The organism is Leclercia sp. (genome assembly GCF_036780805.1).
Lineage (GTDB): Bacteria > Pseudomonadota > Gammaproteobacteria > Enterobacterales > Enterobacteriaceae > Enterobacter.
The window spans coordinates 1,844,636-1,870,426 of sequence record NZ_DAIQCE010000001.1; the positions used below are offsets into that span (position 1 = coordinate 1,844,636).

Here is a 25,791-nt window from a genome sequence, read left to right on the forward strand (position 1 = left end):
ACCGACTCGATTTATGTATTAATCCTTTAATAAATAAATCCGGGGCGGTGACTTTTTCCTTTCTGAAAAACACCTTGCGGGTATTTTTCAGGAAAGCAAAAGCCGGTCTTATTATTTGTATTGCGACAGGGCTTTAATTTTTTGATATTTATCCCAGACCTTTCGGGCATACAGCTGGCGTTGCGGGTAATTCTCGTGTTTCAGCCCGGCGTTATAGGCTCCGACGGCCTCCCAGTTATTGCCATATACCTTGATCATTCCGGAGAGAATTGACGCACCCACCATAATGGAGGTGCAGGGCTCCGTGATTAATCGATATTCATTAATGCCTTTACGTTCCAGTGCAGGAAAATGTGCGCTGTTAATTTGCATCAACCCAACATCCCGTGAACCGTCGTGATTATGACCCACTGCATACGGGTTCAGCCCGGACTCCACTTCGGCAATCGCAAATAATAACCAGGGGTCGACGTGGTAATATCGTCCAGCAGAATTCCAGCAATTAGCGAAGGCACCCTGACTCACTAATAACAACAGAAAAATAACGCGTTTCATGTTTTCCCCGACCCGGGCGGTCAGTGATTGCGGGCGACAATCTCGCCCGCAATTTACCTCAAAGAAGATTATTTGCAGTCTGCGGCTGCGCCTTCTTTCACCCATACATCGCTGTTGGCCGGGTTGTCACCACGGGTCCACCATTTGGCACGGTAAACAGAACCGTTGTAGGTGGTGGTGTCGCCACCGTTGTAGACCATGTCAGCGCGCCAGTTGAGCTTCACGTTACTGACCAGGGCCCATGCACCCTCAGCAAAGGTCGGCTGGTTGCCCTGAGTCCAGTACTTCGCTTTCCAGACCAGGTTGTCGAAGCTAACGGTATCGCCGCTGTTGTAGACGGTGTTGGCACTCCAGGCCGCATACTTGCTGGCGTTAGCATCCACAGGGGCATCGCAGCTGTTGCCGGTGCTGGCTTCATCAGATGGCGTGGTGCCCTCATCGCTCGGGGTGGCCCCTTCGTCAGAAGGCGTCGTCCCCTCGTCGGTCGGCGTGGTGCCTTCATCAATCGCTTCAGACGCTTTCGGCGTGACGGTAACCTGTACGTTGGACTGTACGCTGGTTTTGCCGTCGCTGACGATCACGCTCAGCGTGTAGGTAGACTCAGCGCTGACTTCCGGGGCGGTGATGCTGATGTTTGCCGTATCGGTGCCGGTCGCGTTCATATCTGCCGGTACGCTCCAGGTGTAGGTCAGCGCATCGCCGTCCGGATCCGCAGCCTGGGCATTCAGGGCATAGGTCTGGCCCGCTTCCAGGGTGACGTTCGCCATCGGGTTAACAACCGGAGCCTGGTTCGCTTTCGGCGCTTTGTTGAGAACCTGTACGTCGACGGCGTTGCTCAGACCTTTCGCATCAGTCACGGTCAGGCGGAATGCCAGGGTCTGATTGCTGGTGACAGCCGGTACGCTGAAGGTGGCTTTCGCTTTGGTGCTATTGGCCAGCGTCACGGTAGAGCCAGAAATCTGGGTCCACTGGTAGGTGATTGCGTCACCATCCGGGTCGGTAGAGGCGGAGCCATCCAGCGTCACAGTCGCCGGACCGGTTACGCTCTGGTCAGCGGCAGAGGCAACCGGCGCGCGGTTGGTTACCACGGTCTCGTCGGAAGAGGCGCTGCTGCCCATCAGGCTTTCGTTCATCGCGTTCAGGATGTCGCCGTTATCGGAGTCGATAGACCAGGAGAACAGGCCACCCAGGTTTTTCGCCACCACATACTTGCCTTTCGCGGCAGTAGAACGGGCATCTTCATAGGAGATCAGGTCGCCGGTAGACTTGTTGAACAGGTATGGCGCTTCAGCAGCCGAGTCATAAGCGTAATCCCAGCCCGGTTTGCCTTTGTACTCGTTCACGATCTGACGGTAGTCCACTACGCCAGGTTCCCAGGTGCCTTTCACTGCGCCGGTTGCGGTGCCGGTGAACGGATTGTCGCCGGTATAGCCGTGGACGCCCGTCCAGCCGCGACCGTACATGCCCGCACCCACCACGATCTTGCCAGGTTTTACGCCCTGTGCCAGCAGCGCATCAACGCCGTTGGAGGTGGTGTAGTCGGTGTCAGGACGCCATGCCGGCGCGTGCAGCGCAGCCTGGTGGCCCAGCTCGGTGTTGCTCCAGCCGCCGTAGAAGTCGTAGCTCATCAGGAAGATGTGGTCGAGGTACTGCTGTACCGTGTTGTAATCAACGTCTTCAATTTTGTCCCTGCCGGAGCCAATTGCGGTGGTCAGCTCGTAGGTACGACCCGTTTCAGCAGACAGTTGATCCAGCATGGTGCGCAGATCGTGCATCAGCACGGTATAGGTGGCTTTATCCTGCTGCGGGTTGCCCAGGGTTTCATTCACGCCGCCGCCGCCAGGGAATTCCCAGTCGATATCAACCCCGTCAAAGAATTTCCAGGTTTTCAGGAAGTCTTTCACAGAAGAGACAAAGCGTGCGCGGATGGCTGAGTCGTTCATTTTGAAGAAAGGATCGGACATGGTCCAGCCACCGATTGACGGCAGAACTTTCAGGTCCGGATGGGCTTTCTTCAGGGCCATCAGCTGGCCAAAGTTACCTTTGTACGGGTCGTCCCAGTTAGACACGCCTGACTGTGGTTTTTGCAGCGCTGCCCATGGATCGTGGATCGCGACAGTAAAGTCCTGACGGCCATTACAGGCGCGTTGCAGTGCGGCGAAGCTGTTGCCGTTCTCCACGGTTTTCAGACCATCGTTGATGCCGTCGCCGCCACAAATTGGAATGAAGCCGTACAGAATATGGTTCAGGTTAGAAGCAGGGATTTTATCAACCGGGAAGTTGCGGCCATATACGCCCCACTCCGGGTAATAGGCCCCAACCACTTTGTCAGTGTGCTGAGCGAACGTTTTATTGTTTTCCTGCATGGAGGACGTTAACGGCAGCAGGTGGCTACCATCGGTGTCCGCAACGATAATCAGCTTGCTGGCGCTTTTGCTACAGCCGCTGGCGTTACACAGTTCAACCTGTTCCTGATAGCGGCCGCCTTTTTTCACTTTGAAGGTCGCTGAGCCGGAGGCGCTGGCGGAGCCGGACCAGACGGTCACGCCATCCAGCAGAACTTTACCGGACGTTGGAGCGTCGCCGCTCCAGACGTTCCACTCGACTTTTACGTCGGCACCGTCATGGACTTTTACAAGGCTGTTATAGTCCTGCGCGGCCTGATCGACTTCAACAATGGCGAATTTATCATTGCCGCTGCTAATAGATGGAGTACCAGGCGCAGCTGCAAATGCAGAGCTTGTTGCGGCCGCAACAAACAGCGCCAGATATTTAGGCTTTATATATTTCATTCCCATTTCCCTATACCCTATTCGTGAACTTAAAAAACATGTCTTCCATAGACATGAAGTAAAACCATGCATGAATTTCAGAAAATATTAAAAAGAGAACTTACCACTTAAAATCTTCTTAAGATTTTCTGTCAGTCTCAAATTAAGATGACGAATCCATGTGGTTCTTGAATTGAATGATATTCTGGAAAATTATATTGCTCACTCAAATCCACTGGCGAAAAAATTGCAAAAAATGTTTGACAACTTTATTCAGAGAGCAAGCGTATAAACATGGGTAATAAAGACAATAACGCCAGCGAAGGCCATAGCAGGGCCAAACGAAATAGAAGATGATTTTTCCAGCGAATTAAATAACAAAAAATAAGCAACAATGCCCGTTAATGACGCCAGCAGCAGAATAGTGGGTAACGCCTGCCAGCCGCACCAGGCCCCCAGCGCCGCCAGCAGCTTAAAATCACCGTAGCCAAGCCCCTCGCGTCCGGTCGTCAGACGAAACGCCCAGTAAACAAGCCAGAGCGCAAGATACCCCGCCACGGCACCGGCAATGGCATCGCTCAGCGGCAATAAGGCGGTGCTCATCTGCACCAGCAGCCCGGCCCACAGCAGCGGCTGCGTCAGGCAATCCGGCAGCAGCTGGTGCTGGCCATCAATAACCGAGAGCGGCAGCAAAAAGGCGGCCAGCAGCCAGAGCGACAACAGGGACGGGATCGTGGGGATAAACCAGGCGCTAATGGCAAAAAACAGAGCGGTAAAGGCTTCGAGTAACCATAGCCGCAGCGGAATAGCGCTGCCACAGCGGTGGCAACGCCCGCGCAGGAGCAGCCAACTCGCCAGCGGGATGTTTTCCCACCAGGCTAAGGCGTGCTGACACGCCGGGCAGTGGGAGGCAGGAAACAGCAGGTTAACGCGCGGATCGTCATCAAGCAGCATCCGGGGGATACGCTCCGACACCACCCCCAGAAAACTGCCGATAATAGCGCCAAACAGGGCGCTCATCAGGCAGAACAGCGCAGGATGGCTGTCCCGCAGCAGCGTCAGGCTGTTCATGCCGCCTTTTTCCAGCTCAGTTCGATCTCCGCCCTGACATCGCTCAGATGATCGACCGGCGTCAGCTTCATTTTTTCCAGCCGGATGCCCGACGCGGTATTGATTTCACGCAGCCAGTTTTTCAGCTCGTAGTAATTCACCCGGGGCACAATAAAGGACAGGGTTTGCCCCTCCTGACGCAGATCGTCCAGCGTTAGCTTAATTTCCCGGGCGCTGTTTTCCACCACACTACGCGGATTACTGGTCGTTAACTGCCGAACCTGAAGGTGGTTTTTCTCTATTTCACTGCGCATCCAGTTCAGGGTTTCTGTCTGACGTTTGAGCGAGGACTGGCTATTTTTTATAATATTATCCAGCGGGACAACACCCGCATAATAAATCGCCACACAGCAGAATGCCCCCGCGAGAAATTTAATTAACTGTTTTTCGCGGGCAGAATAATTCTGATAACGCGCTTTACATTGTGCGACTCGCTGTTTCATTTATGTTTCCCTGTGATCATGGCGGTATAAGGGGCTGAAGTTGAAACAGGCTCAAGAGTAAAATCAAAATCCGCCTGCGCCTGACTGACAAAGGCCTGTAGCGACGGGTTATTTTCCGCACTGACGCTTAATGTCCAGCCATTTTGCGTACCGTCATACCCCAGCAGCGTAATTTCCATATCCGGTACCGATTGCCTGGCTTTATTCAGATCGTCGAGCTGCAGAAACACCCCCTTCTTCTCTTTTTTCAGATTCTGGCCAAAGTGATATTTAATGTTGCTCTGCTGGCGCAAACTGGGGAAGTGGTACTGATAGACCGTGGCGATCTCCTGTTGCAGCTGCTTCTCCTGCTGCACCAGCGTCCAGGCCAGCGCCAGTCTCGGCCCGAGCAGCAGGCCCACGCACAGCAGCCCCATCGCCACCATCGCCCTCTTCACCCCTTTCGGCGTGCCGCCCTCTGCGCCACCGGGATGGAACTCACCGTGCAACAGGTTGACGCGGCTGGCCTGCCACTGGGGCTGGATCAGCTGTAACGGGTGCTGCCAGGGTAAGGTTTCATCCACCGTGACCCCCGCAGGGGCGTCGCCGTAGCAGCGCACCGCCCTTGCGCCGGTTTTCTGTATGAGCAGCGGCAGCAGCGCGGCGTCCGCTTCGCAAGCACCCGCCGGCGCAAAACGCAGCCAGTAGCTCTCATCCAGCGCCACCAGCGTACTGCCCTGTTCGCTAACGGGCAGCAGCCAGGCATCGGGTAGCGCCTGCACGACCGTCAGCCCGGCCGCCTGAAAGCGCGAGATCCAGTGGCGTAGCCGCGGGGCATCTATCGCCACGGCGTCTACTTCCCGCCCTTTTTTGCGTAACACCGTCCAGTGGAGGGTATCCACTTCGCCAATCAGCGTCTCTTCCGCCATCCATGAGAAGGGGGTTGCCTGGGTGCTGAGCCCTTTTTTAGGCAGAGAAAAGTGGCGGAAAATCATCTCGCTGGCGGGCAGTAGCAGACAGACGCGCGCCGCCAGTGGATGGCTGACGAGCGTATCCAGTTGCGCCATACCGTTAAGCGTATGCACCTGCTGGCTACCGGATTCACACCACGCGATATTCCCGTCCTCGCGGCTGTCGGGACGAATAAAAAGTATCTGTTTCATCTTTATCGGCTTTTGTTATTCAATCATTCGGTAACGACGCTGCCACGTCACAATCTCGCCCGCGTGGGTATCGACCTGAAGCTGGCTGACCACGCGGAGCGTTAAGTCGTCGGTATTGCCGGTATAGTTGACCCGGAAATAGCGACTGTTGATGGAGAGCCGATCGGCTATCTGCGTCAGGGCGTCTTTCAGCTGCGGGGCGTTTTGCACCAGCGCCTCGCTGAACGCCTCAATGTTTTCCCACCCCGCTTCCGGGCGCGCCTCGAGCAGCCGTGACGCCTCATCCACCGTCATTTTTCCCGGAAACAGCGCCGCCAGCAGCCTGGCCTGCCCGGGCTTCAGGGTATTCACGTCAATTTTGCTGCTGGCATCCGGCAGGGCGCACAGCAGCGCGCTGACTTTGGCGTAGGCCGCCGCCGGGAATGCGGGCAGCAGTTTTATTTCGCCGATGTTGCGCATCATCTGATTAGCCGGCCCGCGTGCGGGCTGAACGCCTGCCCACGCATCGCTCTCCTGGCCCTCTTTTGCCGTGATGCTGTCGCCATCCAGATAATCCACCAGCTGTCCGTAAACCTGTTCCGCCGTGGCGTGGTCCAGGCCGCCCTCCACCAGCAGCTGCTCCACGGTTTGCTGTTTGCCCGGTTTGGTCGGCATGGCCGCCGCCCGATCCGGCGCAGGCTTCTCTTCGGTCAGGAGGTTATTGACGTTAAAGCAGTCCTGGGCGTCCTCCACCTGACTCACCACCGTGTAATACTCCCCCTGCGTTTCCAGGGGTTGATGCCACTCGCCGTCCAACGCCAGGGGAGTGCTTTCGCCGCTGGCGGCGGTTTGCAAACGATCTTTCACCGCCCACTCCTGACGCTGTATCGCCCAGCGCAACTGCTGCTGGCTAACCTGATAGTGGGTTTTCTGTAAATTGCGGCAGAACTGCTGGCTGATTTTGGCGGCCAGCGCCGACATCATCACCAGCAGGATCAGCACCACCAGCAGCGCGACGCCCCGCTGCCGACGCAGCGGCTGACGGCTCATGGCTGGCCTCCCGGCGCGGGTTCTGCCGCCGGTTCGCCCGCGTTTGCCGGCGGCTCGCCGTCGGGCTGTTCAGCCTCGGTTTTCACTGCGATCTGCGGCTGGGGCATATCCCCTGGGGTGGTAAATACCCAGCGCCAGGTGTCGCCGTTTTCCATGGTTAGCGTCAGCTCGACCCCGTCCGGCTGGTGGTCCGTTTCACGCCACTGTTTTTGCCAGCTACCGTTGAAGAACCGCCACTGCACCGACTTGACCTCGGAGACAATCGGTACCGCCTCCGGTTTAACGTTCGCCGGGCTGTCTATCGTCGGCCAGACATCGCGCCACAGCCGGTGATCCTCAAAGCGCCAGCGGACACGCTCAAGCTGCACCTGGCCGCTCACACCGTTGAGCGTGGTCAGCTCAATGGCATCGTTATCCTGCTGGAGAAAAACGTCAGGTTCATTGCGCGGTGCGCGAGCCTGCTGCTGAAAAAAATCGCGCTCCAGCAGATTCCAGGCACGCTGGATCTGGTTGAGCTTTATCGCACTTTGGTCCGTGGCATTGCTGGTGCGCATCGCCCCGTCCAGGATCTGCCAGGCCAGCGCGCTGATAATCGCGAAAATGGTGAGGGCGATCATAATCTCCAGCAGGGTAAACCCGCGCTGGTGCTGCATCTTTTTCACTGTTGCTCTCCCGGGGGCAGAATACGCAGCGCAATCACCGGCTGGCTCTCATCCCCTTCGGCATAGACCTGGATCTCATCCGCCCAGCGGTTATCCGCCGTCCTGACCCGCTGCTTGCGCCAGTTCCAGCTGCGCCCGCCCATGATTTCCGTTCCTTGTTGCTGCGCATCGGGAAAATCGCTTTTCATCAGCTGCGCTTCCGCCAGCTGATTCTCGGCGACCCAGCTGGCCTGCAGGGTGTCGGCAAGCCCGTGGGTGAAACGCACGTTCAGGGAGATCGAGTTCATCAGCGCCAGCGCGGCGGTGGAGAAGATCACCAGGGCGACCATCACCTCCAGCAGGGTCATCCCCCGTGCGGGAGCATTGCGTTTAGCCATCGTTTTCTACCGTTACCGGTGCCGCGCCTTGCGACACCACGCGGAAATGGTGCTGTTTATCAAAACTCTGCAACGTCAGGGTGAACCGGCTGATCTCCCCGTCCGGCAAAAAGACAATCTGCGGCTCAGCGTCCGGCGTGGCGGCCAGACGCTGCGGGGAGAGCGACACGTGCATCTCTTCTGGAAAACGCCCCCGGGTATCGATACGTCGTTGGGATAAGGGGACCCAGCGACGCTCGCCGTTGGTGTCGGCCTGCGTCACCAGCTGATATTGCCCGGTGGTGATCACCAGCCCGACAATATTGCCGTCCATAACGGCACGATCGGAACCATAATCCACAATGGCTTTTAATTGCTTGCCAAATATATCCGCACCGCTGCGCGACGGTATTGTTGAAACGACCATCATGGCGCAACTGGCAAATATGACTAATGCCAGGATAATTTCCAGCAACGTAAAGCCACGTTGTTTATTCATTATTTTTTATCAAGCGACCAGTTAGTAATATCGTCTGCGGTATTCGCTTCGCCGTCCGGTCCGGCGGAAAAGACGTCAACTGCGCCGTGCTCGCCAGGGCTCACCAGAATATAATCGCTGCCCCAGGGATCCTGCGGCAGACGGCGAATATAGCCGTCGGCGCGATAGCCGTTCGGAATGGGTGCAATTTCCGGTTTCGTGACCAGGGCCTGTAAGCCCTGTTCAGTGGTGGGATAACGGTGGTTATCCAGTTTGTACATATCCAGTGACCCTTCCAGCGCCACAATATCGCTGGTGGCCTTCTGGGTATCGGCTTTCTCTTTATTACCCATTAAATTCGGCACCACCATACTGGCCAGCACGCCGAGAATAACAATAACCACCATTAATTCGAGTAAAGTAAAGCCCGCCTGGCGCGCCAGGTTTTTTCGTTTCATCGCCATAATTAACCTACCATGTTATTAAGTTGCAGAAGCGGTTGTAATATTGACATCACAATAAACAGCACAATGGTCGCCATGGAGACCACCAGCGCCGGTTCAAATACCGACAGCGTGAGCGTAATTCGATGTTGTAATGCCGATTCCTGATTTTCTGCCGCCCGATCCATTAAATTGCCGAGTTCGCCACTCTCTTCACCGGAGGCGATCATATACAGCATGGTGGGCGGGAATAATTTCGCCTGCTCCAGCGCAGCATATAACGACGCCCCCTGCCGCACGGTATCCGCCGCCTGTTCCAGCACCTGACGGGCGTGCAGATTTTCGATCCCGTCCATGGCGATATACATCCCCTCCAGCAGGGGCACGCTGCTGGCCTGCAAAATGCTCAGGGTGCGGATATAGCGCGCGCTGTTGATGGCGCACACCAGCTTTTTCACCGGCGAGGCGTTCACCAGCCAGCGATGCCAGACAAACCGGTTGCGGCTCTTCTTCAGCCAGCTTTTAAAGCCGATAAACGCCGCGGCCAGCCCGCCGCCGATATACAGGCCATATGCCTGCAGGAAATCACTCACCGCAATCAGCGTGCGCGTGGTCATTGGAAGCTGCTGTTTCATATGGGTAAACTGCTCGATGACCTGCGGTACCACCGCCACCAGCAGGATGCAGATCACCGCCACGGCCACCACCGTCAGGGTGATGGGGTACACCATCGCCTGGGTGAGCTTACTTTTCATCTTCTGACGCTGTTCGTTGTATTCGGCCAGCTTTTCCAGCACGTCCCCCAGGTGGCCGGTCTTTTCCCCGGCCATCACCAGGGTGCAGTACAGCTTGTCAAACGCGCGCGGAAACTGGCTAAACGCATCGAACAGCGTGTGCCCTTCCACCACCTTGTCGCGAATGTCGGTCACCATCGCCGCAAGCTTTTTGTCTTCCGACTGTTTTGCGATGGCCTTCAGGGCGCTCTCCAGCGGCAGCGCGGCGTTCACCAGCGTGGCAAGCTGACGGGTAAACATCGACAGCACCGGCGTAGAGAGTTTCCCCCCTTTCTGCGCGTGCCCGGCCGTGGCCGGCTCACGGGTGGGGATAATGCTCACCGGCATCAGTTTTTGCTCGCGCAGGGCCTGGCGCACCTGCTTTGGCCCCTCGGCCTGCAGGGTGCCGCGCTGGGTTTTCCCCGCCGCGTTGGTGGCCGTCCACGCATACCACGCCATTATTCATCCCCCCCGCGTTCCGCGGTGACGCGCATCACCTCTTCAAGGGAGGTCACGCCAGAGATGACCTTCAGCAGGCCGTTTTCGCGCAGGCTGTAGGCCTGACGGAACAGCGCAGTCTCAATGGCCATTTCATCTTTATCTTCATGAATGGCCCGGCGCATCGTACTGTCGACCACCAGGAATTCGTGGATCCCGGCCCGGCCCTGGTAGCCGCTCTGGCGGCAGTGCTCACAGCCCACGGCGCGGTAAATGGCTTTTGGCGGCGTATCCATAAAGCTGAACAGCACCTTTTCATTGGCATCCAGCGGACTGGTGGTACGGCAGTGCACACACAGCCGACGCACCAGACGCTGGGCAATGACACCGAGCAACGATGAACCGATTAAAAAAGACTCCAGCCCCATATCGCGCAGGCGGGTAATGGCCCCCGCCGCGCTGTTGGTATGCAGGGTGGACATCACCAGGTGACCGGTCAGCGACGCCTGCACCGCAATTTGCGCCGTTTCGCCGTCACGGATTTCGCCAATCATCACCACGTCCGGGTCCTGACGCAAAATGGCGCGCAGGCCACGGGCAAAGGTCATATCGACGCGCGGGTTGACCTGGGTCTGCCCGACCCCTTCCAGTTCATACTCAATCGGATCTTCGACGGTAAGGATATTGCGCTCGCTGCCGTTCAGCGCCGACAGAATGGCGTACAGGGTGGTACTTTTCCCGGAGCCCGTCGGCCCGGTGACCAGAATAATGCCGTGCGGGCGGCCAATCAGCCCTTTCAACTGCTGGAGCTCTTCGTCGATCAGCCCCAGCTTGTTGATATCCGGCTTGAGGTTACTTTTATCCAGCAGACGCATCACCACCCGCTCGCCGTACTGTGAGGGAATGGTGGAGACACGCACGTCGATAGCCTTGCGGCCAATGCGCAGGGAGATGCGGCCATCCTGCGGCAGGCGCTTTTCCGCGATGTCGAGTTTTGACATCACCTTGATCCTCGAGACCAGCAGCGGCGCAAGTTTACGCGCCGGTTGCAGCACCGGACGCAGCACGCCGTCAACGCGAAAGCGAATGCTCAGGGTGCGCTCGAACGTTTCGATATGAATATCCGAAGCCCCCTCTTTTACCGCCTCACCCAGAATGGCGTTGATCAGGCGGATCACCGGCGAGTTTTCGTCGTTATCCAGCAGATCCTCGTTATCGGGGATCTCCTCGGTTAAGGCCATCAGGTCGATATCGGCATCCATGTCATCCACCAGCTGCTGGGAGACGCCGCTGTTCTGCTGCCAGATTTTCGCCAGCATCTCGTCAAAGGCGTCCGGCGTCAGGATGTGGGGAACGAATGGGCGTTGCAGCACCCGGCGCATCTCCAGCAGGGCAAACGCCGGCGCATCGTCCCGGACAAAGACCCGATCCTGGTAAAACAGGACGCCGTGTTCCTTCGCATAGCTGCTGGTGCATAAAGAGTTGCTGAGTTCATCCATGGGGCACCCGCCTACTCGTGAAAGGGATTGCGCGCAGCGGCAGGGGCGCTGGCGCTGGCCGACGCCGGCGGTGTCGCGGACGGATACGCAGGCAGGACCGGGTTATCGGTGGTGCCAACAATGCCCAGCTTCTGCTCTTCCATGCGCTGCTGTTGCCGCGCGCGTATCTGGTCATATTTCTCTTTCGACGAGGCGCTGTAGGTATCGTCGTCGCGCAACACCGTGGTATGGATAAAGACCATCAGGTTACGTTTCGAGGTGTCCTGCGAGGTATACCGGAACAGTTGCCCCACCAGCGGAATATCCCCCAGCAGCGGTACTTTCGACACGTTCTGTTTGGTGACGTTCTCCATCAGGCCGCCGAGCACCACCGTCTGTCCGCTGTGGACCATCACTTCGTTGTTGATGGTGCGGGTATTGAAGGTTGGCCCGAGGCTGGCGTCTTCGGTGGCGCTGGCATCCACGCTGGAGACCTCCTGTTCAATCTTCAGGTGAATGATGTCGCCGTCGTTGATCTGGGGAACGATTTTCAGCTTGGTGCCGACGGTTTTACGCTCCACCGAGTTAAAGACGTTGTCGCCGCTGGTGGTCTGGGAACCCGACAGCACCGGCACATCCTGGCCGACGTTAAATGACGCCTCTTTGTTATCCAGGGTCACCACGCTCGGGGTCGAGAGAATGTCGTTTTTGCCGTCGGTGGAGAGCGCGGTCATCAGGGCGCCAAAGTCGCCGTTAAAGAAGCCGGTCGCCAGGCCGGTAAAGCTGGAGCCTTTGGTGGTCCCGTTCTTCACCTGGCTGATGGGCAGGCCGGTCGAGCCAAACTGCACGCCGCCATGTTTGCCGGTCCACTGCACGCCCAGATCCAGACCATTACCATCCTGCACTTCAGCAATAATGGCTTCCACCAGCACCTGCGGACGGCGGATGTCGAGTTTGTCGATCACCTTTTCCAGCGAGTTCATCACATTCGGCTGGGCGGTGATCACCAGCGAATTGGTGGCTTCGTCGGCGGTGATATTCAGATCGCCTGTGGTGGAGGGATTTTTGCTTTTGGCGGGCGCCGCTTTGTCCTTCAGCTGCTCACCAATGCCGGTCAGCACCGGTACCACTTTGCTGGCGTTAGCGTATTTCAGGTAAAAGACCCGGGTATTGCCTTCGTTGTTCTGCTCGCGATCGAGCTGGCTCACCAGCGAACGGGTGCGCGCACGGGCATCTTCCGAGCCGCTGATCACCAGACTGTTGGTTTCGTCATCGGCCACGACTTTGGTCGCCAGCTGCGGCGCGTTCTGCCCTTTCTGCTCTTCGTTGTTGAGGTTATTCAACATGTCGGAAAGCGCTTTAGCGGAAGCGTAGCGCAGCGGCACGATCTCCCGACGCTGCATCCCGGAGCGGTCGACCCGCTCCACCAGATCCACCAGCCGGTTGACTACCGAGGCTTTCCCGGTGAGCAGCAGCACGTTGGAGGGCTCAAAATGGACCACGTTGCCGATGCCGGAGGCATCGTTCAGCTGACGTAGCAGCGGCGCTAACTCCCGGACCGGCACGTTCTCCATACGCACGACGCGGGTAATGATTTCATCGCCTTTCCCCGGGTGCTTGCTGTCGGCCAGCGGTGCGCCGGAGGTTCGCGCCACCGTCGAGCGCACCACCTTCACCATGCCGTTATCCATCGGGATCACCGACAGGCCATACAGATCCAGCACGCTGAGGAAGAACTGATAATATTCCTCTTCCGTGAGCACGTTATAGGTCTTGACCGACACGTTGCCCTGCACGGAGGGATCGACAAGAATGGTTTTATTCAGATTGCGACTGACCGTATCGATAAATTCGCGAATATCGGTGTTCTTGAAACTGGCGCTAAAATTGGCCGCCATCACCGAATTAGAGATCAACGACGCGGCTGTCAGCGCAATACACGCCCAGGGAAATTTTTTCATCACGTTACACTTGTTAATTGTTGAAAACATTAACGCGAATATTTTCAAGGTGAGCGTGGCGTCGGACGACGACTTCCGCTTCTCTCATTTTCGACCAGCTGGCAATAATATTTTTCGCCTGCTCCATTCGCGTCATATCGACGGCATTCACTTTCACCACCACGTCGCCGTTTTCCAGCCCACTATGGTGAAAAAAGGAGGACGAATTTCTGGGTTTTATTTGATAACCCTGGAGCTGACCGTTTTTTATTGCGGGTTTCAGCACTAAATAATCAGCAAGATGGAACTGTTCGGCGCCGGTATCACGTTGCGGCCTGGGGGGCGGGGCGTTGTTCACCTCGCCTTTAAAGTAGTCGGGGTGTTTTAATGCCAGCACCTGCCTGTCACCCTGGTAATTCACTACCACGTTGTCGGGATTAATCTCTTCAATCCACGCATCACTGTAGCCCGGCAGACTCTCGCCTTCGCGGTAGCTTTGCTGTCCGGCGGGGGTTTTGATCACGGCGAAGGACATCCAGGCTTCGTCGCTGCTGATAATGCCGTCCACCTCCGCCGTGATGGTTTTTTTCGCCGTCTGCTGCGTCGCTTGCTGGGCGACGGCAGATTGAAACAGCGCAAAGGTCTGCTCCGGGGGGCGGGCACGACGTCGCTCAGGCTGATTATCCGGGTGCGGATCCGCCACCTTTTTTATCTCTTTAAATACAACGTAACCCTGATGACCGCTAAATATCAGCAGCACAAACATCACGCAGGGTGCAATAAATCGGGAATAAAGCTGCATTTTCATTATTTAACTGGCCTTTTTACAAATGCAGAAATCAACAGCCTGTCGCTGCACCTGAAACACGCCAAAATAGTAATAATGATGCCCTTCTGGCTCCATCGGGTTTGCCGTTAACTTTAATGAAGAAAAATATTGACCCAGAAAAATCGCAATGTTAATTGGCGCCGCCAGGTTATTTTTCTCCTGCGGAAAAATTGACCCATTCAGCCCCTTCCCTTACTTTCCTGCCTGAATATCGGTTAATGAAATACCACGGTGAAGCGTTATGTATCTGAGTCATTTTAAATTTACCAGCCAGCCCTTCAGGAGCGCGGTCCGCCCCTGCGGCAGCTTCTTTGCCCCGTATCATCAGGATGTCTTCGGCATGCTGGCAGAGAAATCGACCGTTCCCGGGATTGCTGCGCTGTTCAGTGATGACGAAGGGCTGCTGAACGCCTTCACCAGCCAATTACGGGCAAAGGCACCCGCTGCCATTACCCTCAACGCGTTTCCAAAACTTAACGCAAAGGCGCTGCTCTATAAGCTCAGTGCCAGCGTAAAAGAGACCCACAACAAAATTCACGCCATTGATGCCGTGCTACGTCAGTGGCAGGGAAATTATCCCACCTGCAAAAAAACTGGCATGGTGCTGACCATCGCTGCAGTGCAGGCCATGCGCGATAATTGTTGGGAAACCCTGGGCATGCTGTTGTCTCGCGCCCAGGAGTGCGAGGTGCCGCTGACGCTGGTGCTCACCGGCACGCCGGATCAGGAGGCGCGTCTGATGGCGCACTCCGGCCTGGCCTCCCGCGTGCATACCCGCCACGCGCTACGTTCCCTTACCGGCCGGGAAGTGGTGAGCTATGTTCAGGCCCAGGTGCAGGAACAGGGTGCCGACGCTTCACCCTTTACGCTGGCCCGTATTCGCCGCCTGCATGCCCTGACTAAAGGGTCGGTCAGCAAGCTGAACGCGCTGGCGCACCTGTCGCTGCTGGCGGCCTGGACCGAACGCGCCGCCCAGGTTGGCCCGCGTCATTTACGGCTTGCGGCGGGTGAAGTGCTGCCGCGCACAAGCCGCCGCACCGGTCTGGCAACGGTCGGCCTGTTCGCCAGCTTACTGTTTGCCGCCTGCGGGTGGCACTTCTCGTCCGCCATCACCGGGAAGCTGCCCGTGCCGCCGCCGATACCCGCGAGCTGGAAACAGCTGACCCGCGCCCCCCAGGCACCGGTACAGCCGAAGATTGAAAATGAGGTAGTCAACCAGCCGGACGCCATGCACCAGCTCTACACCATGTGGGGGTATGACCCGTCAGCCGAAGAGGCGCTGTGCCAGAATGCGGGCCGGGTAAATCTCACCTGTAAACAGGGGAACGCCCCGCTACCGGTGCTGGAAAACGAGGGTTATCCGTGGGTGAGCGAACTGAAAACCGGAAATCATCTTAACTATGCGGTGGTGGCCCGGGTGGGTACGGATTCGCTCGATCTGCTGATCAACAACCGCACCTGGCAGGTGAAGCGCGGCTGGTTTACCGCCCACGCGACCGGCAACTATACGTTATTGCACCGTCTGACCCCGGCGGGGAAAGCGGAGATCAACGCGGCCAGTGACAGTCAGGATCTGACCTGGATCGATGCTCAGCTCAGCCTGGCACTGCACGAGCCGGAAACGCACGCCCGCACCTGGACCCAGGCGCTGGTGAAGCGAACCCGCGACTTCCAGACGAAGGAAAAACTCAACGTCGACGGCCTGCCCGGTGAAGAGACGCTGATGCAGTTGATGCGCGTGAATAACACCACGCCCGCCATTTTAACGCCGATGACGGACACCCCCCTGCAAACGCTGGCGAAAGGAAACAGCCACTAATGTCCACAATTTGTCTTGCTGCGCAGCGCAGCTTCCAGACCGGCGAAGCGGTCTGGTTTTCGTACCGCCTCCCCTCGTTGAATAAAATCCTGATCGGGGCGCTGACCTGTTTATGCTGCCTGGGGGCCATCCTGTTCGCCGGGATGTATGCGCATATTTACTGGCATCTTCGCCACCCGGCACCCGTGCCCAAACCGGTGAGCGTCGCGCAACCGGAGACCCAGCTTTCTGATATGCATTATGTGTATGTCTCCAAACCGTTCCCGGCACCCAAACCCAAAACCCTCGCTCCGGAATACAACGCCCCGCCGTTGCCGACGGAGGATCCGACGATCATGGAGAGAGGTTCTGACTGGCAGCAAGCCCCGGAGAGCGATATTTCCAGTGAACCCTTACCCGACAGCCACGAAGTTCCACCCGCTACGGAGTCGGTATCGCTAAAAGAACGCTTTATGCAAGCCCTCAAGGATCAGCAGCAAGATTATTCTCAGGGGAAACGACCGGAAGAACCCGTCGATGAGTCGCAAGCGAGTACCGTAACGGGCGATGAGGTGATAAACCAGACGACGATGCTGAGAACTGAACGTATTTCAGCGACAGGGCAAAAAAAATCCCCACCGGCTTTCACCCATGGAGATATAAAATATGACAGTCAGTAGCGTTCCGGCAGGCTGGTGATATTAATCAACTTGCCTTTTTCGACCACAATATAGTGACCTTTTTTCAGGTCCGAGAGGATTTTAATAATGGTGCTGCGCGCCAGGTTGGTGTATTCCTGAATATAGTCGTAAACGTTAATATCACGATTCTGGGAAATGATCAGTTCATTTATTTCCAGTAGAAATTCGCGCACCACTGAGTAGGCACTGCGGGCAACCAGAACATCATCGCGTTTAGTCAGCAAACCTATATACCAGACGAGAATTTGGGTGAACTGCGGCCAGAGATTTTGCTCACCGATCAGGCGCTCAAACTCATCGCGTCTGATAGTGCGAATAACGGTGGTCTCACGGGCAAGACCGTACATGTATGACGCTTTATTATAGACGGCGGAGACGCCTAAAAAACCGGCGTGGCGCATGGTAAACATGCTTAATTCATCAGAATGTCGCCGGATTTCTATTTCGCCGCGAATCATCAGGTGAACGTAATTGGTATCGGCAGTAATAATTTTCTGCCATTTCTTTAACGTTCTTTCTGGATAATGTGCGGTGGCGGCAATTATCGGGGCGATCGCTTTATCAGGGCGACTATTTTCTATATATGCGCTTAACATTATTATGCCTGTTTCATTTTTTATAAATAAAGGAAAATCACTGCGACGACAGGATCGCGATATAAACATCAAGATGTATTTGGATGAGATTAACTCTCAAAGGATATTTTATTTTCCAGATTGCTTAGCAAGCTATGCGTCTATATTAGATGTGGGTAATTTTAAGTCAATTAACTAAAAATGAATCACAAATGTACTTAAGATTAATCTTAAGGAAATGATGTAAAAACAGGCAGAAAGGGTGATTTTTCAGGGCTATCCCTGCCCGTATTTTTCCAGTAAGGCTTCGGCAATCGCCATTGTTTCTTTATCAGAAACACCATTCCATAATTGCGGACGGAAATGCATCTGAAACGCCATGATGACGCGTTTCTGCTGTGCCGCTGTTATATTTTCCGGCACCTCATACCCGTAACGGGCCAACAGATCGAGCAGAGCCGGGGTCTCTACCGGCTGGTACGGCGACTGCCCGTTGAGATAAAACGCGACCCGGGCCGGATCCGGCCAGGCACCTATCCCCTGCCGGGCCAGCGCCTGCCAGGGAAACAGCGGCCCCGGATCGTCTTTGCGCTGCGGGGCGATATCGGCGTGGGCCACCACGTTCTGCGGCTTGATGTCGTAGCGCTGAATGATGTCCTTCGCCAGCGGGATCAGGGCGGCAATCTGCGCCGGTTCAAACGGGACGAAGCGTTTCTGGCCGCCGCTTTTCTGCCAGCCGCGGTTCTCCAGCTCAATACCAATCGAGGTGTCATTAATCCGGGTCGCGCCGCGCCAGAAGCTGACCCCGGCATGCCAGGCCAGATCGCGCTCCGGCACCAGCTGCCAGATCCGCGGCTTGCCGTTGTGCTGCGGGGGGATCGCCGGGATCAAATAGTGGGAGCTGACGTTTTTATCGGTCAGGGTGGCCAGCGAGCTGTCAAAGTCGTCGGCGGTGTAGTGGATCACCAGCACTTTGATACGCGGATAAGCCGCCTGGGCCTGACGCCGGGCATCCAGCTCGTAAGCACCTTTATCGACGACGCCTTTTTCTGTCGCACAGCCTGCCAGCAGCAACGCCAGCAGGACGGGCGCAATTGCCTGCTTCATCGGCGCGTTTTCACCGCCGTACCGCTGACGCTGACCATCAGCATGCTGGCGTCTTTGCCGACGGTTTCGTAGTCGATATCGATACCCACTACGGCATCGGCGCCCAGCGCCTTCGCCTGCTCGCCCAGCTCTTTAAAGGCGATTTCACGGGCTTTACGCAGCTCTTTCTCATAAGCGCCAGAGCGACCGCCGACGATATCGCGGATACCGGCAAAAAAATCGCGGAAGATATTGGCCCCGAGAATGGCCTCGCCCGTTACCACGCCGCAGTATTCGCTGATCGGCTGCCCTTCCAGGGTGGGGGTGGTTGAAAATTGCATCGTCATCTCCTTTTTGTGCGTTAAGTGCCTAACCGATTAAGAACAAAACCATTATCGGATCGTTACGCTATCATTTAAAGGTTAGTTAATTATTGCAGCCTAATAAGGAAATCAACATGCGCTATTCTGCTTTGACGCTTTTAGTGCCGTGCGCGCTGCTGCTCAGCGCCTGCACCACCCCGGTCACCCCGGCTTTCAAGGATATCGGAACCCGCAGCGGCAGCTGCATCACCGGCGGGCCGGATGCCGTGGCTCAACAGTTCTATGACTATCGCATTTCGCACCGCAGCAATGACTTCACCGCGCTGCGCCCGTACCTCAGCGATAGCCTGGCCCAGCTGCTGAGCGATGCCAGCCGCGATCCGCAGCATAAGAACCTGCTCAAAGACGATCCGTTCTCCAGCCGCACCATCGCGCCGCAAACGGCGGAAGTCTCCAGCGCCTCGACCATCCCCAATACCGATGCGCGTAACATTCCGCTGCGGGTGAAACTGACCCAGGGCAGCGAGACCTGGCAGGATGAAGTGCTGATGATCCGTGAAGGACAGTGCTGGGCCATTGATGACGTGCGCTACCTCGGCGGCAGCGTTCACGCCCCGGCAGGCACCCTGCGCCAGTCTATTGAAAACCGTTAAGCAGATAAAACCCCGCAAAATGTCTGGCATTTCGTGAGGAATGCCGACATTTATTCTCGTCGCCATCTCCGCTCGCTACTTTGTGCTATGTTTAGGGATAGATTCGGTTTATATTTAACTTTTAACGCATAAATATTGCATAACTATTCTGTCAACGGTACTATTTGCGGCCTCAATTGCTATAGATTGCCTGGATGAGTAAAGACTGCCCCGATGAGTATTCAACTAAACGGCATTAACTGCTTCTACGGCGCACACCAGGCGCTGTTCGACATCACACTGAATTGTCCTGAGGGCGAAACGCTGGTGCTGTTAGGCCCAAGCGGCGCGGGTAAAAGCTCGCTGCTCCGCGTCCTCAATCTGCTTGAAATGCCGCGCTCCGGTACGCTGGATATCGCCGGTAATCACTTTGATTTTGCCAAAGCGCCGTCTGAGAAAGCGATCCGCGATCTGCGTCAGAACGTCGGTATGGTGTTCCAGCAATATAATCTCTGGCCGCACCTCACCGTGCAGCAGAACCTGATCGAAGCACCGTGCCGCGTACTGGGCCTCTCTAAAGAGCAGGCGCTGGCCCGTGCCGAGAAGCTGCTGGAACGTCTGCGCCTGAAGCCCTACAGCGATCGTTATCCGCTGCACCTCTCCGGTGGTCAGCAGCAGCGTGTGGCCATTGCCCGCGCCCTGATGATGGAGCCTGCCGTGCTGCTGTTTGACGAACCGACCGCCGCGCTGGACCCGGAAATCACCGCCCAGATCGTCAGCATCATTCGCGAGCTGGCGGAAACCAACATTACGCAGGTGATCGTGACCCACGAAGTGGAAGTGGCGCGTAAAACCGCCAGTCGTGTGGTCTATATGGAAAACGGTCATATCGTCGAGCAAGGGGATGCGAGCTGCTTTGCCCAGCCGCAGACCGACGCGTTCAGAAATTATCTGTCTCACTAATCGAATCGAGAAAACGACAATGAAAAAACTAGTGATTGCCGCCCTGCTTGCAAGCGTTAGCCTCTCGGCAACAGCCGCTGAGACCATTCGTTTCGCTACGGAAGCCTCCTACCCTCCGTTTGAGTCTATGGATGCCAATAACAAGATCGTCGGCTTCGATGTGGATCTGGCTAACGCCCTGTGTAAAGAGATCGACGCCACCTGTACCTTCGCCAATCAGTCTTTCGACAGCCTGATCCCGAGCCTGAAATTCCGCCGTATCGACGCGGTGATGGCCGGTATGGATATCACCCCTGAGCGTGAGAAGCAGGTTCTGTTCAGCACCCCGTATTACGAGAACTCTGCCCTGTTTATCGGTCAGAAAGGTAAATACGCGTCGATTGATGCGCTGAAAGGCAAGAAAGTGGGCGTGCAGAACGGCACCACCCACCAGAAATTCATTATGGATAAGCACCCGGAAATCACCACCGTGCCGTACGACAGCTACCAGAACGCCCGTCTGGATCTGCAGAATGGCCGTATTGATGCCGTCTTTGGTGACAACGCGGTGGTAACCGAGTGGCTGAAGGCCAACGACAAGCTGGCGGCGGTTGGCGATAAAGTGACGGATAAAGACTACTTCGGCACCGGTCTGGGTATTGCCGTGCGCCAGGGTAACACCGCGCTGCAGCAGAAATTCAACACCGCGCTGGAAAAAGTGAAGCAAGATGGCACGTACGATTCCATCTACAAAAAATGGTTCCAGAAGTAAGAACTGATGAACGAAATTTTTCCATTAGCAAGCGCCGCCGGGATGACCGTCGGCCTTGCCGTTTGTGCGCTGATCATCGGCCTGGTGCTGGCGATGATCTTTGCCGTGTGGGAGTCGGCTAAATGGCGACCTGTCGCCTGGACCGGCTCTGCACTGGTGACCCTTCTTCGTGGCCTGCCGGAAATTCTGGTGGTCCTGTTTATCTATTTCGGCTCCTCGCAGCTGCTGCTGATGCTGTCGGACGGCTTTACGCTCAATCTGGGCGTGGTGCAGATCCCGATCCAGATGCAGATCGAAAACTTCGACGTCAGCCCGTTCCTGTGCGGCGTGATTGCTCTCTCCCTGCTCTACTCCGCCTATGCCTCGCAGACCCTGCGCGGCGCGCTGAAAGCGGTGCCGGTGGGTCAATGGGAGTCCGGTCAGGCGCTGGGGCTGTCGAAAACGTCGATCTTCTTCCGTCTGGTGATGCCGCAGATGTGGCGTCATGCCCTGCCGGGCCTCGGTAACCAGTGGCTGGTGCTGCTGAAAGATACCGCCCTGGTGAGCTTAATCAGCGTTAACGACCTGATGCTGCAGACCAAAAGCATCGCCACCCGTACCCAGGAGCCTTTTACCTGGTACATCGTGGCGGCGGCTATCTACCTGGTGATCACGTTGCTCAGTCAGTACATCCTCAAGCGTATTGACCTGCGTGCGACGCGTTTTGAACGGAGACCAGGCTGATGCTGGATTACTTACCCGAACTGATGAAAGGGCTGCACACCAGCCTGACGCTGACCGTCGCCTCGATTATCGTGGCGCTGGTGCTGGCATTGATTTTCACCATCATCCTGACGCTGAAAACGCCGGTGCTGGTGTGGATCGTCCGCGGCTACATCACCCTGTTTACCGGCACCCCGCTGCTGGTGCAGATCTTCCTGATCTACTACGGCCCGGGGCAGTTCCCGACGCTGCAGGAGTATCCGGTGCTGTGGCACCTGCTCTCCGAGCCGTGGCTGTGCGCCCTACTGGCCCTGTCGCTGAACAGCGCCGCCTACACCACGCAGCTGTTCTACGGCGCGATCCGCGCCATCCCGGACGGGCAGTGGCAGTCGTGCGGTGCGCTGGGGATGAGCAAGAAAGACACGCTGGCGATCCTGCTGCCGTACGCCTTCAAGCGCGCCCTCTCCTCGTACTCCAACGAAGTGGTGCTGGTGTTCAAGAGTACCTCTCTGGCCTACACCATCACCCTGATGGAGGTGATGGGCCACGGACAGCTGCTGTACGGACGCACCTACGATGTGATGGTGTTTGGTGCTGCCGGGGTGATCTACCTGGTGGTCAACGGCCTGCTGACCCTGCTGATGCGTCTGGTTGAGCGTAGAGCGCTGGCGTTCGAACGTCGCAACTAAAACTGCATACAATGTGATTAAAAAAGGCGGACAAGTCTAACCACTGTCCGCCTTTTTTTATGGATAATTAATATTTAATCATTTTTATTGCATACAAATTCATTCAGTGGCATTGTAACTCCCAGCCGCAGACACGGCACATAATGACAAGATTGACAGACGGGAGCTTCACAATGAAAAAGTTAGTTCTGGCCGCTTTACTGGCAACCTTCGCCGCGGGCGCCTCTGCCGCCGATAAAATCAACTTCGGTGTTTCTGCGACCTATCCGCCGTTCGAATCGCTGGATGCCAGCAACCAGATTGTCGGCTTTGATATCGACCTGGCAAAAGCGCTTTGTACCCAGATGCAGGCCGAGTGCACCTTTACTAACCACGCCTTCGACAGCCTGATCCCGTCCCTGAAATTTAAAAAATATGACGCGGTGATCTCAGGTATGGACATCACCCCGGAGCGTAGCAAGCAGGTCACCTTCACCGAGCCGTACTACGCCAACTCTGCGGTAGTGATTGCCAGGAAAGGGGCCTACAAGTCCTTTGATGAGCTGAAAGGCAAGCGCATTGGGATGGAAAACGGCACCACGCACCAGAAATACCTGCAGGATAAGCACCCGGAAGTGAAAACCGTGGCCTACGACAGCTACCAGAACGCGATTATCGACCTGAAAAATGGCCGTATCGATGGCGTGTTTGGCGACACGGCGGTAGTGAACGAGTGGCTGAAAACCAACCCGCAGCTGGGCACCGCAACGGATAAAGTGACCGACCCGCAGTACTTCGGCACCGGTCTGGGCATTGCAGTACGCCCGGATAACAAAGCGCTGGTGGAAAAACTGAACGGCGCGCTGAAAGCGATTAAAGCGGACGGCACCTACCAGAAAATCAGCGACCAGTGGTTCCCGCAGTAAGATTGTTTTGCCGGGTGGCGCTAACGCTTACCCGGCCTACAAAACCGCACCACCCGGCGTTACTCACAGCGGCACAAAGAAGCGAAAACGGGCTCCGTTCGCCGCCTCCATCAGCCTGATCCCACCCCCGTGCAGCTCCAGCATTCTTTTGACGATCAACAGCCCCAGTCCGCCGCGATTATCCCGTGACGCCTGCTGGCTCAGCGCCGAGGGCCGCATAAACAGCTGATCGCGCAGATGTTCCTCCACACCCGGCCCGCTGTCATTCACCTCCACCTGTAGCTGCTCGCCTTCCAGCCACACTTTCAGCCCGATCTCGCCGCCCGGCGGCGTATGGCGGATGGCGTTATCCAGCAGATTCGTCACCACCCGCTCGATCATCGACAGATCGGCATTGATCATCGGCAGCTGGCGCGGCACGTCGATATGCAGCCGCAGCTGACGGGTCTCCACCGCCAGGTCAAACTTTTGCGCCACGTCGGAGATCAGCTCCCCGATGGCAAAGCGCTCCCGCTGCGGCTTGATGCTGCCGTGCTCGAGGCGCGCCAGCTCAAACAGCTGCTGGGAGAGATGACGCACTTTATGCCCCTGACGCAGGGCGATAGAGAGATAGTGCTGGGTCTCCTGCGGCGAAAGCGTGCCGGATTTCAGCGACAGGGTCTCCAGATACCCGAGCAGTGAGGTCAGCGGGGTGCGTAGATCGTGGGAGATATTGGCGATAAACTCCCGGCGCTGCCGGTCGCTGTCCGCCAGCTGATCCCACTGGCTGGCGATCTGCTGCGCCAGTTCGATAAAGGTGTTGCGCAGCAGGGCCACTTCGTCAGACGGAGCGACCTGCTGAGGCTGAGCGGCCAGCTGCTTGATGACGTGCATACTCTCCCGATCCAGACCGCTCACCTCGTCGGTGAGCTGCTTCACCGGCCGGGTGACCCAGTACCAGACCAGACCGCCCGCCAGCGCGCCGAACAGGGCCACCAGCAGCAGCGACCACAGCACCGTGCTCCACAGCGTTTTCTGCCACGCCCGCTCCGCCAGCGCGTTCAGCTCTTCCCCCTGCAAAATGATGTACAGATAGCCGCGCAGGACGCCGTCCTGATGCAGCGGCACGGCGCTAAAGACCTTCTCTCCCGTCAGGGTGCGGGGATCGTCTCCGTAGACCGGCATCATCCCGCCGCTGAGAAACTGCTGCACCGGCGCAACAGCGAGCTTCTGCCGTTTGATATGCCCCGGCGGCGCGGCATCGGCGAGGATCTCCCCGTCGGGGGAGAGGATGTAAAGTTCCACGCTGGGGTTAAAGGTCATTAGCCGGTCAAACAGCGGCTTGAGCCGGGTGCGATCGACCTGCCCGTTGGCATCCAGCAGGGTTTCACGCTGGGCGATGTGCTGCGCCAGCCCGCCGGAGAGGCGCTGCACCATGGCGTTGCCGTACTGCATGCTGGTCCAGAGCTGCACCGCGCAGGCCACCGCCGCACAGCCCGTCAGCAACAGGATAAACAGCAGGGTCAGACGGCGCGTCATTCCGCCTCCCGGGCAAACTTGTAGCCTTTGCCCCAGACGGTGCGGATCACCTCCGGCTCGGCGGCATCTTTTTCAATTTTGACCCGCAGACGGTTGATGTGGGTATTGACGGTGTGTTCGTAGCCTTCGTGCTGGTATCCCCACACCTGTTCGAGCAGGGCCAGGCGGGAGAAGACCTCCCCGGGATGACGGGCGAAAAAGTAGAGTAAATCGAACTCACGCGGCGTGAGATCCACCCCCTCGCCGTGCAGCAGGACGCTGCGGGCCAGCGGGTCGATGGTCAGGCCGTGGGCGGCGATCAGTCCGGACGTCTGCTGGCCCATCGCCTGCTGACGGCGGAACAGCGCGCGAATGCGGGCCACCAGCTCCTGCACCGAGAAGGGTTTGGCGAGGTAGTCATCGGCCCCGGTTTCAAGGCCCAGAATGCGTTCGGTTTCGCTGCTGCGGGCGCTGATGATAATCACCGGCAGGTAGTGGTCGCGCTGGCGGATGGCGCGGCAGAGGGTCAGCCCGTCCACGTTGGGCAGCATCAGGTCGAGGATCACCGCATCCCAGTGGGCCTGGCCGAGCAGGTGCAGCGCCCTGCCCCCGTCCGCCTCGTGGGTAATCACATAGCCTTCGTCTTCTAAATTGAGGCGCAGTAACGCGGCGATATCGCCGTCGTCCTCCACCAGCAGGATCTGCTTCATCGGTCAGCCTTA

Annotated in this window: 27 protein-coding genes; 8 read left to right on the forward strand and 19 right to left on the reverse strand. The window is 57.0% G+C overall.

Annotated features, from left to right (window positions below; all coding sequences use genetic code 11):
• Nucleotides 1–111: 111 nt before the first annotated feature.
• The 14 genes from iagB to gspC all read right to left on the reverse strand — a co-directional run bounded on the left by iagB (nucleotide 112) and on the right by gspC (nucleotide 14,426).
• A complete protein-coding gene (iagB, locus tag V7Q49_RS08705; RefSeq protein WP_333850339.1) occupies nucleotides 112–555 on the reverse strand; it encodes a type III secretion system invasion protein IagB in 444 nt (147 codons plus the stop codon).
• A 68-nt stretch (nucleotides 556–623) separates the two neighbouring features.
• A complete protein-coding gene (locus V7Q49_RS08710) occupies nucleotides 624–3,347 on the reverse strand; it encodes a glycosyl hydrolase family 18 protein (protein WP_333850340.1) in 2,724 nt (907 codons plus the stop codon).
• 252 nt (nucleotides 3,348–3,599) lie between these two features.
• Entirely contained in the window at nucleotides 3,600–4,397 is a 798-nt protein-coding gene (locus V7Q49_RS08715; protein ID WP_333850341.1) for a prepilin peptidase, read from the reverse strand.
• Nucleotides 4,394–4,879 carry a type II secretion system protein M gene (locus V7Q49_RS08720; RefSeq protein WP_333850342.1) on the reverse strand — a complete coding sequence of 162 codons (486 nt, stop codon included), beginning with the start codon at nucleotides 4,877–4,879 and terminating at the stop codon, nucleotides 4,394–4,396. The genes V7Q49_RS08715 and V7Q49_RS08720 overlap by 4 nt, the downstream gene beginning before the upstream one ends.
• Entirely contained in the window at nucleotides 4,876–6,021 is a 1,146-nt protein-coding gene (gene gspL / locus V7Q49_RS08725) for a type II secretion system protein GspL (RefSeq protein ID WP_333850343.1), read from the reverse strand. Before gspL ends, V7Q49_RS08720 begins: the two co-directional genes overlap by 4 nt.
• A 15-nt stretch (nucleotides 6,022–6,036) precedes the next feature.
• Nucleotides 6,037–7,050 carry a type II secretion system minor pseudopilin GspK gene (gspK, locus tag V7Q49_RS08730; RefSeq protein WP_333850344.1) on the reverse strand — a complete coding sequence of 338 codons (1,014 nt, stop codon included), beginning with the start codon at nucleotides 7,048–7,050 and terminating at the stop codon, nucleotides 6,037–6,039.
• Nucleotides 7,047–7,712, reverse strand: coding sequence for a type II secretion system minor pseudopilin GspJ (gene gspJ / locus V7Q49_RS08735; RefSeq protein WP_333850345.1), 666 nt, complete (start codon nucleotides 7,710–7,712; stop codon nucleotides 7,047–7,049). Before gspJ ends, gspK begins: the two co-directional genes overlap by 4 nt.
• Complete coding sequence (gspI, locus tag V7Q49_RS08740; RefSeq protein WP_333850347.1) at nucleotides 7,709–8,089, reverse strand: type II secretion system minor pseudopilin GspI; 381 nt, start codon at nucleotides 8,087–8,089, stop codon at nucleotides 7,709–7,711. The genes gspJ and gspI overlap by 4 nt, the downstream gene beginning before the upstream one ends.
• Nucleotides 8,082–8,567, reverse strand: coding sequence for a type II secretion system minor pseudopilin GspH (gene gspH, locus V7Q49_RS08745; protein ID WP_333850348.1), 486 nt, complete (start codon nucleotides 8,565–8,567; stop codon nucleotides 8,082–8,084). The genes gspI and gspH overlap by 8 nt, the downstream gene beginning before the upstream one ends.
• Complete coding sequence (gene gspG / locus V7Q49_RS08750; protein WP_333850349.1) at nucleotides 8,567–9,010, reverse strand: type II secretion system major pseudopilin GspG; 444 nt, start codon at nucleotides 9,008–9,010, stop codon at nucleotides 8,567–8,569. Before gspG ends, gspH begins: the two co-directional genes overlap by 1 nt.
• Before the next feature lie 2 nt (nucleotides 9,011–9,012).
• Nucleotides 9,013–10,221, reverse strand: a complete 1,209-nt coding sequence (gene gspF / locus V7Q49_RS08755; RefSeq protein ID WP_333850351.1) for a type II secretion system inner membrane protein GspF — start codon at nucleotides 10,219–10,221, stop codon at nucleotides 9,013–9,015.
• The gene (gene gspE / locus V7Q49_RS08760) at nucleotides 10,221–11,699 is read right to left on the reverse strand and encodes a type II secretion system ATPase GspE (protein WP_333850352.1); all 1,479 of its coding nucleotides are present in this window, start codon (nucleotides 11,697–11,699) and stop codon (nucleotides 10,221–10,223) included. The genes gspF and gspE overlap by 1 nt, the downstream gene beginning before the upstream one ends.
• Before the next feature lie 11 nt (nucleotides 11,700–11,710).
• On the reverse strand, nucleotides 11,711–13,639 hold the full coding sequence (gene gspD / locus V7Q49_RS08765; RefSeq protein WP_333850354.1) for a type II secretion system secretin GspD: 1,929 nt from the start codon (nucleotides 13,637–13,639) through the stop codon (nucleotides 11,711–11,713).
• Nucleotides 13,640–13,652: 13 nt separating this feature from the next.
• Nucleotides 13,653–14,426 (reverse strand): type II secretion system protein GspC, encoded by a 774-nt coding sequence (gene gspC / locus V7Q49_RS08770; RefSeq protein WP_333850355.1) that lies wholly within the window; start codon nucleotides 14,424–14,426, stop codon nucleotides 13,653–13,655.
• Between the two features lie 262 nt (nucleotides 14,427–14,688).
• Between gspC and V7Q49_RS08775 the strand changes: the two genes are divergently transcribed.
• Together V7Q49_RS08775 and V7Q49_RS08780 are read left to right on the forward strand one after the other, a co-directional pair.
• Nucleotides 14,689–16,266: a peptidoglycan-binding protein gene (locus tag V7Q49_RS08775; protein WP_333850356.1), complete on the forward strand. Its 1,578-nt coding sequence runs from the start codon at nucleotides 14,689–14,691 to the stop codon at nucleotides 16,264–16,266.
• Entirely contained in the window at nucleotides 16,266–16,925 is a 660-nt protein-coding gene (locus V7Q49_RS08780; protein WP_333850357.1) for a hypothetical protein, read from the forward strand. The genes V7Q49_RS08775 and V7Q49_RS08780 overlap by 1 nt, the downstream gene beginning before the upstream one ends.
• On the opposite strand, the gene V7Q49_RS08785 is transcribed toward V7Q49_RS08780, so the two are convergent.
• The 3 genes from V7Q49_RS08785 to V7Q49_RS08795 all read right to left on the reverse strand — a co-directional run bounded on the left by V7Q49_RS08785 (nucleotide 16,919) and on the right by V7Q49_RS08795 (nucleotide 18,948).
• Nucleotides 16,919–17,542, reverse strand: coding sequence for a helix-turn-helix domain-containing protein (locus V7Q49_RS08785; RefSeq protein ID WP_333850358.1), 624 nt, complete (start codon nucleotides 17,540–17,542; stop codon nucleotides 16,919–16,921). The two genes, V7Q49_RS08780 and V7Q49_RS08785, sit on opposite strands and share 7 nt — an antisense overlap.
• A gap of 255 nt (nucleotides 17,543–17,797) precedes the next feature.
• Entirely contained in the window at nucleotides 17,798–18,628 is an 831-nt protein-coding gene (locus tag V7Q49_RS08790) for an N-acetylmuramoyl-L-alanine amidase (protein WP_333850360.1), read from the reverse strand.
• On the reverse strand, nucleotides 18,625–18,948 hold the full coding sequence (locus V7Q49_RS08795; protein ID WP_271269368.1) for a heavy metal-binding domain-containing protein: 324 nt from the start codon (nucleotides 18,946–18,948) through the stop codon (nucleotides 18,625–18,627). Before V7Q49_RS08795 ends, V7Q49_RS08790 begins: the two co-directional genes overlap by 4 nt.
• 116 nt (nucleotides 18,949–19,064) lie before the next feature.
• Here V7Q49_RS08795 and V7Q49_RS08800 point away from each other — a divergent pair, with 116 nt between their 5' ends.
• The 6 genes from V7Q49_RS08800 (at nucleotide 19,065) to artJ (ending at nucleotide 23,572) form a co-directional block, all read left to right on the forward strand.
• Nucleotides 19,065–19,583 (forward strand): lipoprotein, encoded by a 519-nt coding sequence (locus V7Q49_RS08800; protein WP_333850365.1) that lies wholly within the window; start codon nucleotides 19,065–19,067, stop codon nucleotides 19,581–19,583.
• 213 nt (nucleotides 19,584–19,796) lie between these two features.
• Nucleotides 19,797–20,525 (forward strand): arginine ABC transporter ATP-binding protein ArtP, encoded by a 729-nt coding sequence (gene artP / locus V7Q49_RS08805; RefSeq protein ID WP_333850366.1) that lies wholly within the window; start codon nucleotides 19,797–19,799, stop codon nucleotides 20,523–20,525.
• Between the two features lie 19 nt (nucleotides 20,526–20,544).
• Nucleotides 20,545–21,276 carry an arginine ABC transporter substrate-binding protein ArtI gene (gene artI, locus V7Q49_RS08810; protein WP_333850367.1) on the forward strand — a complete coding sequence of 244 codons (732 nt, stop codon included), beginning with the start codon at nucleotides 20,545–20,547 and terminating at the stop codon, nucleotides 21,274–21,276.
• A gap of 6 nt (nucleotides 21,277–21,282) precedes the next feature.
• The gene (gene artQ / locus V7Q49_RS08815; RefSeq protein WP_333850368.1) at nucleotides 21,283–21,999 is read left to right on the forward strand and encodes an arginine ABC transporter permease ArtQ; all 717 of its coding nucleotides are present in this window, start codon (nucleotides 21,283–21,285) and stop codon (nucleotides 21,997–21,999) included.
• Nucleotides 21,999–22,667 (forward strand): arginine ABC transporter permease ArtM, encoded by a 669-nt coding sequence (artM, locus tag V7Q49_RS08820; protein ID WP_333850369.1) that lies wholly within the window; start codon nucleotides 21,999–22,001, stop codon nucleotides 22,665–22,667. The genes artQ and artM overlap by 1 nt, the downstream gene beginning before the upstream one ends.
• Nucleotides 22,668–22,840: 173 nt before the next feature.
• Nucleotides 22,841–23,572 (forward strand): arginine ABC transporter substrate-binding protein ArtJ, encoded by a 732-nt coding sequence (gene artJ, locus V7Q49_RS08825; RefSeq protein WP_333850372.1) that lies wholly within the window; start codon nucleotides 22,841–22,843, stop codon nucleotides 23,570–23,572.
• 63 nt (nucleotides 23,573–23,635) lie between these two features.
• Here artJ and V7Q49_RS08830 read toward each other — a convergent pair whose 3' ends face one another.
• Together V7Q49_RS08830 and V7Q49_RS08835 are read right to left on the reverse strand one after the other, a co-directional pair.
• Nucleotides 23,636–25,090, reverse strand: coding sequence for a sensor histidine kinase (locus tag V7Q49_RS08830; RefSeq protein WP_333850374.1), 1,455 nt, complete (start codon nucleotides 25,088–25,090; stop codon nucleotides 23,636–23,638).
• Nucleotides 25,087–25,779 carry a response regulator transcription factor gene (locus V7Q49_RS08835; protein ID WP_333850375.1) on the reverse strand — a complete coding sequence of 231 codons (693 nt, stop codon included), beginning with the start codon at nucleotides 25,777–25,779 and terminating at the stop codon, nucleotides 25,087–25,089. The genes V7Q49_RS08830 and V7Q49_RS08835 overlap by 4 nt, the downstream gene beginning before the upstream one ends.
• Between the last annotated feature and the right edge of the window lie 12 nt (nucleotides 25,780–25,791).

Bases quoted from the DNA above. Each gene is read 5' to 3' on its own strand.
- iagB (WP_333850339.1), bottom strand. From the start codon at position 555: ATGAAACGCGTTATTTTTCTGTTGTTATTAGTGAGTCAGGGTGCCTTC.
- V7Q49_RS08710 (WP_333850340.1), bottom strand. From the start codon at position 3,347: ATGAAATATATAAAGCCTAAATATCTGGCGCTGTTTGTTGCGGCCGCA.
- V7Q49_RS08715 (WP_333850341.1), bottom strand. From the start codon at position 4,397: ATGAACAGCCTGACGCTGCTGCGGGACAGCCATCCTGCGCTGTTCTGC.
- V7Q49_RS08720 (WP_333850342.1), bottom strand. From the start codon at position 4,879: ATGAAACAGCGAGTCGCACAATGTAAAGCGCGTTATCAGAATTATTCT.
- gspL (WP_333850343.1), bottom strand. From the start codon at position 6,021: ATGAAACAGATACTTTTTATTCGTCCCGACAGCCGCGAGGACGGGAAT.
- gspK (WP_333850344.1), bottom strand. From the start codon at position 7,050: ATGAGCCGTCAGCCGCTGCGTCGGCAGCGGGGCGTCGCGCTGCTGGTG.
- gspI (WP_333850347.1), bottom strand. From the start codon at position 8,089: ATGGCTAAACGCAATGCTCCCGCACGGGGGATGACCCTGCTGGAGGTG.
- gspH (WP_333850348.1), bottom strand. From the start codon at position 8,567: ATGAATAAACAACGTGGCTTTACGTTGCTGGAAATTATCCTGGCATTA.
- gspG (WP_333850349.1), bottom strand. From the start codon at position 9,010: ATGGCGATGAAACGAAAAAACCTGGCGCGCCAGGCGGGCTTTACTTTA.
- gspF (WP_333850351.1), bottom strand. From the start codon at position 10,221: ATGGCGTGGTATGCGTGGACGGCCACCAACGCGGCGGGGAAAACCCAG.
- gspE (WP_333850352.1), bottom strand. From the start codon at position 11,699: ATGGATGAACTCAGCAACTCTTTATGCACCAGCAGCTATGCGAAGGAA.
- gspD (WP_333850354.1), bottom strand. From the start codon at position 13,639: ATGAAAAAATTTCCCTGGGCGTGTATTGCGCTGACAGCCGCGTCGTTG.
- gspC (WP_333850355.1), bottom strand. From the start codon at position 14,426: ATGAAAATGCAGCTTTATTCCCGATTTATTGCACCCTGCGTGATGTTT.
- V7Q49_RS08775 (WP_333850356.1), top strand. From the start codon at position 14,689: ATGTATCTGAGTCATTTTAAATTTACCAGCCAGCCCTTCAGGAGCGCG.
- V7Q49_RS08780 (WP_333850357.1), top strand. From the start codon at position 16,266: ATGTCCACAATTTGTCTTGCTGCGCAGCGCAGCTTCCAGACCGGCGAA.
- V7Q49_RS08785 (WP_333850358.1), bottom strand. From the start codon at position 17,542: ATGTTAAGCGCATATATAGAAAATAGTCGCCCTGATAAAGCGATCGCC.
- V7Q49_RS08790 (WP_333850360.1), bottom strand. From the start codon at position 18,628: ATGAAGCAGGCAATTGCGCCCGTCCTGCTGGCGTTGCTGCTGGCAGGC.
- V7Q49_RS08795 (WP_271269368.1), bottom strand. From the start codon at position 18,948: ATGCAATTTTCAACCACCCCCACCCTGGAAGGGCAGCCGATCAGCGAA.
- V7Q49_RS08800 (WP_333850365.1), top strand. From the start codon at position 19,065: ATGCGCTATTCTGCTTTGACGCTTTTAGTGCCGTGCGCGCTGCTGCTC.
- artP (WP_333850366.1), top strand. From the start codon at position 19,797: ATGAGTATTCAACTAAACGGCATTAACTGCTTCTACGGCGCACACCAG.
- artI (WP_333850367.1), top strand. From the start codon at position 20,545: ATGAAAAAACTAGTGATTGCCGCCCTGCTTGCAAGCGTTAGCCTCTCG.
- artQ (WP_333850368.1), top strand. From the start codon at position 21,283: ATGAACGAAATTTTTCCATTAGCAAGCGCCGCCGGGATGACCGTCGGC.
- artM (WP_333850369.1), top strand. From the start codon at position 21,999: ATGCTGGATTACTTACCCGAACTGATGAAAGGGCTGCACACCAGCCTG.
- artJ (WP_333850372.1), top strand. From the start codon at position 22,841: ATGAAAAAGTTAGTTCTGGCCGCTTTACTGGCAACCTTCGCCGCGGGC.
- V7Q49_RS08830 (WP_333850374.1), bottom strand. From the start codon at position 25,090: ATGACGCGCCGTCTGACCCTGCTGTTTATCCTGTTGCTGACGGGCTGT.
- V7Q49_RS08835 (WP_333850375.1), bottom strand. From the start codon at position 25,779: ATGAAGCAGATCCTGCTGGTGGAGGACGACGGCGATATCGCCGCGTTA.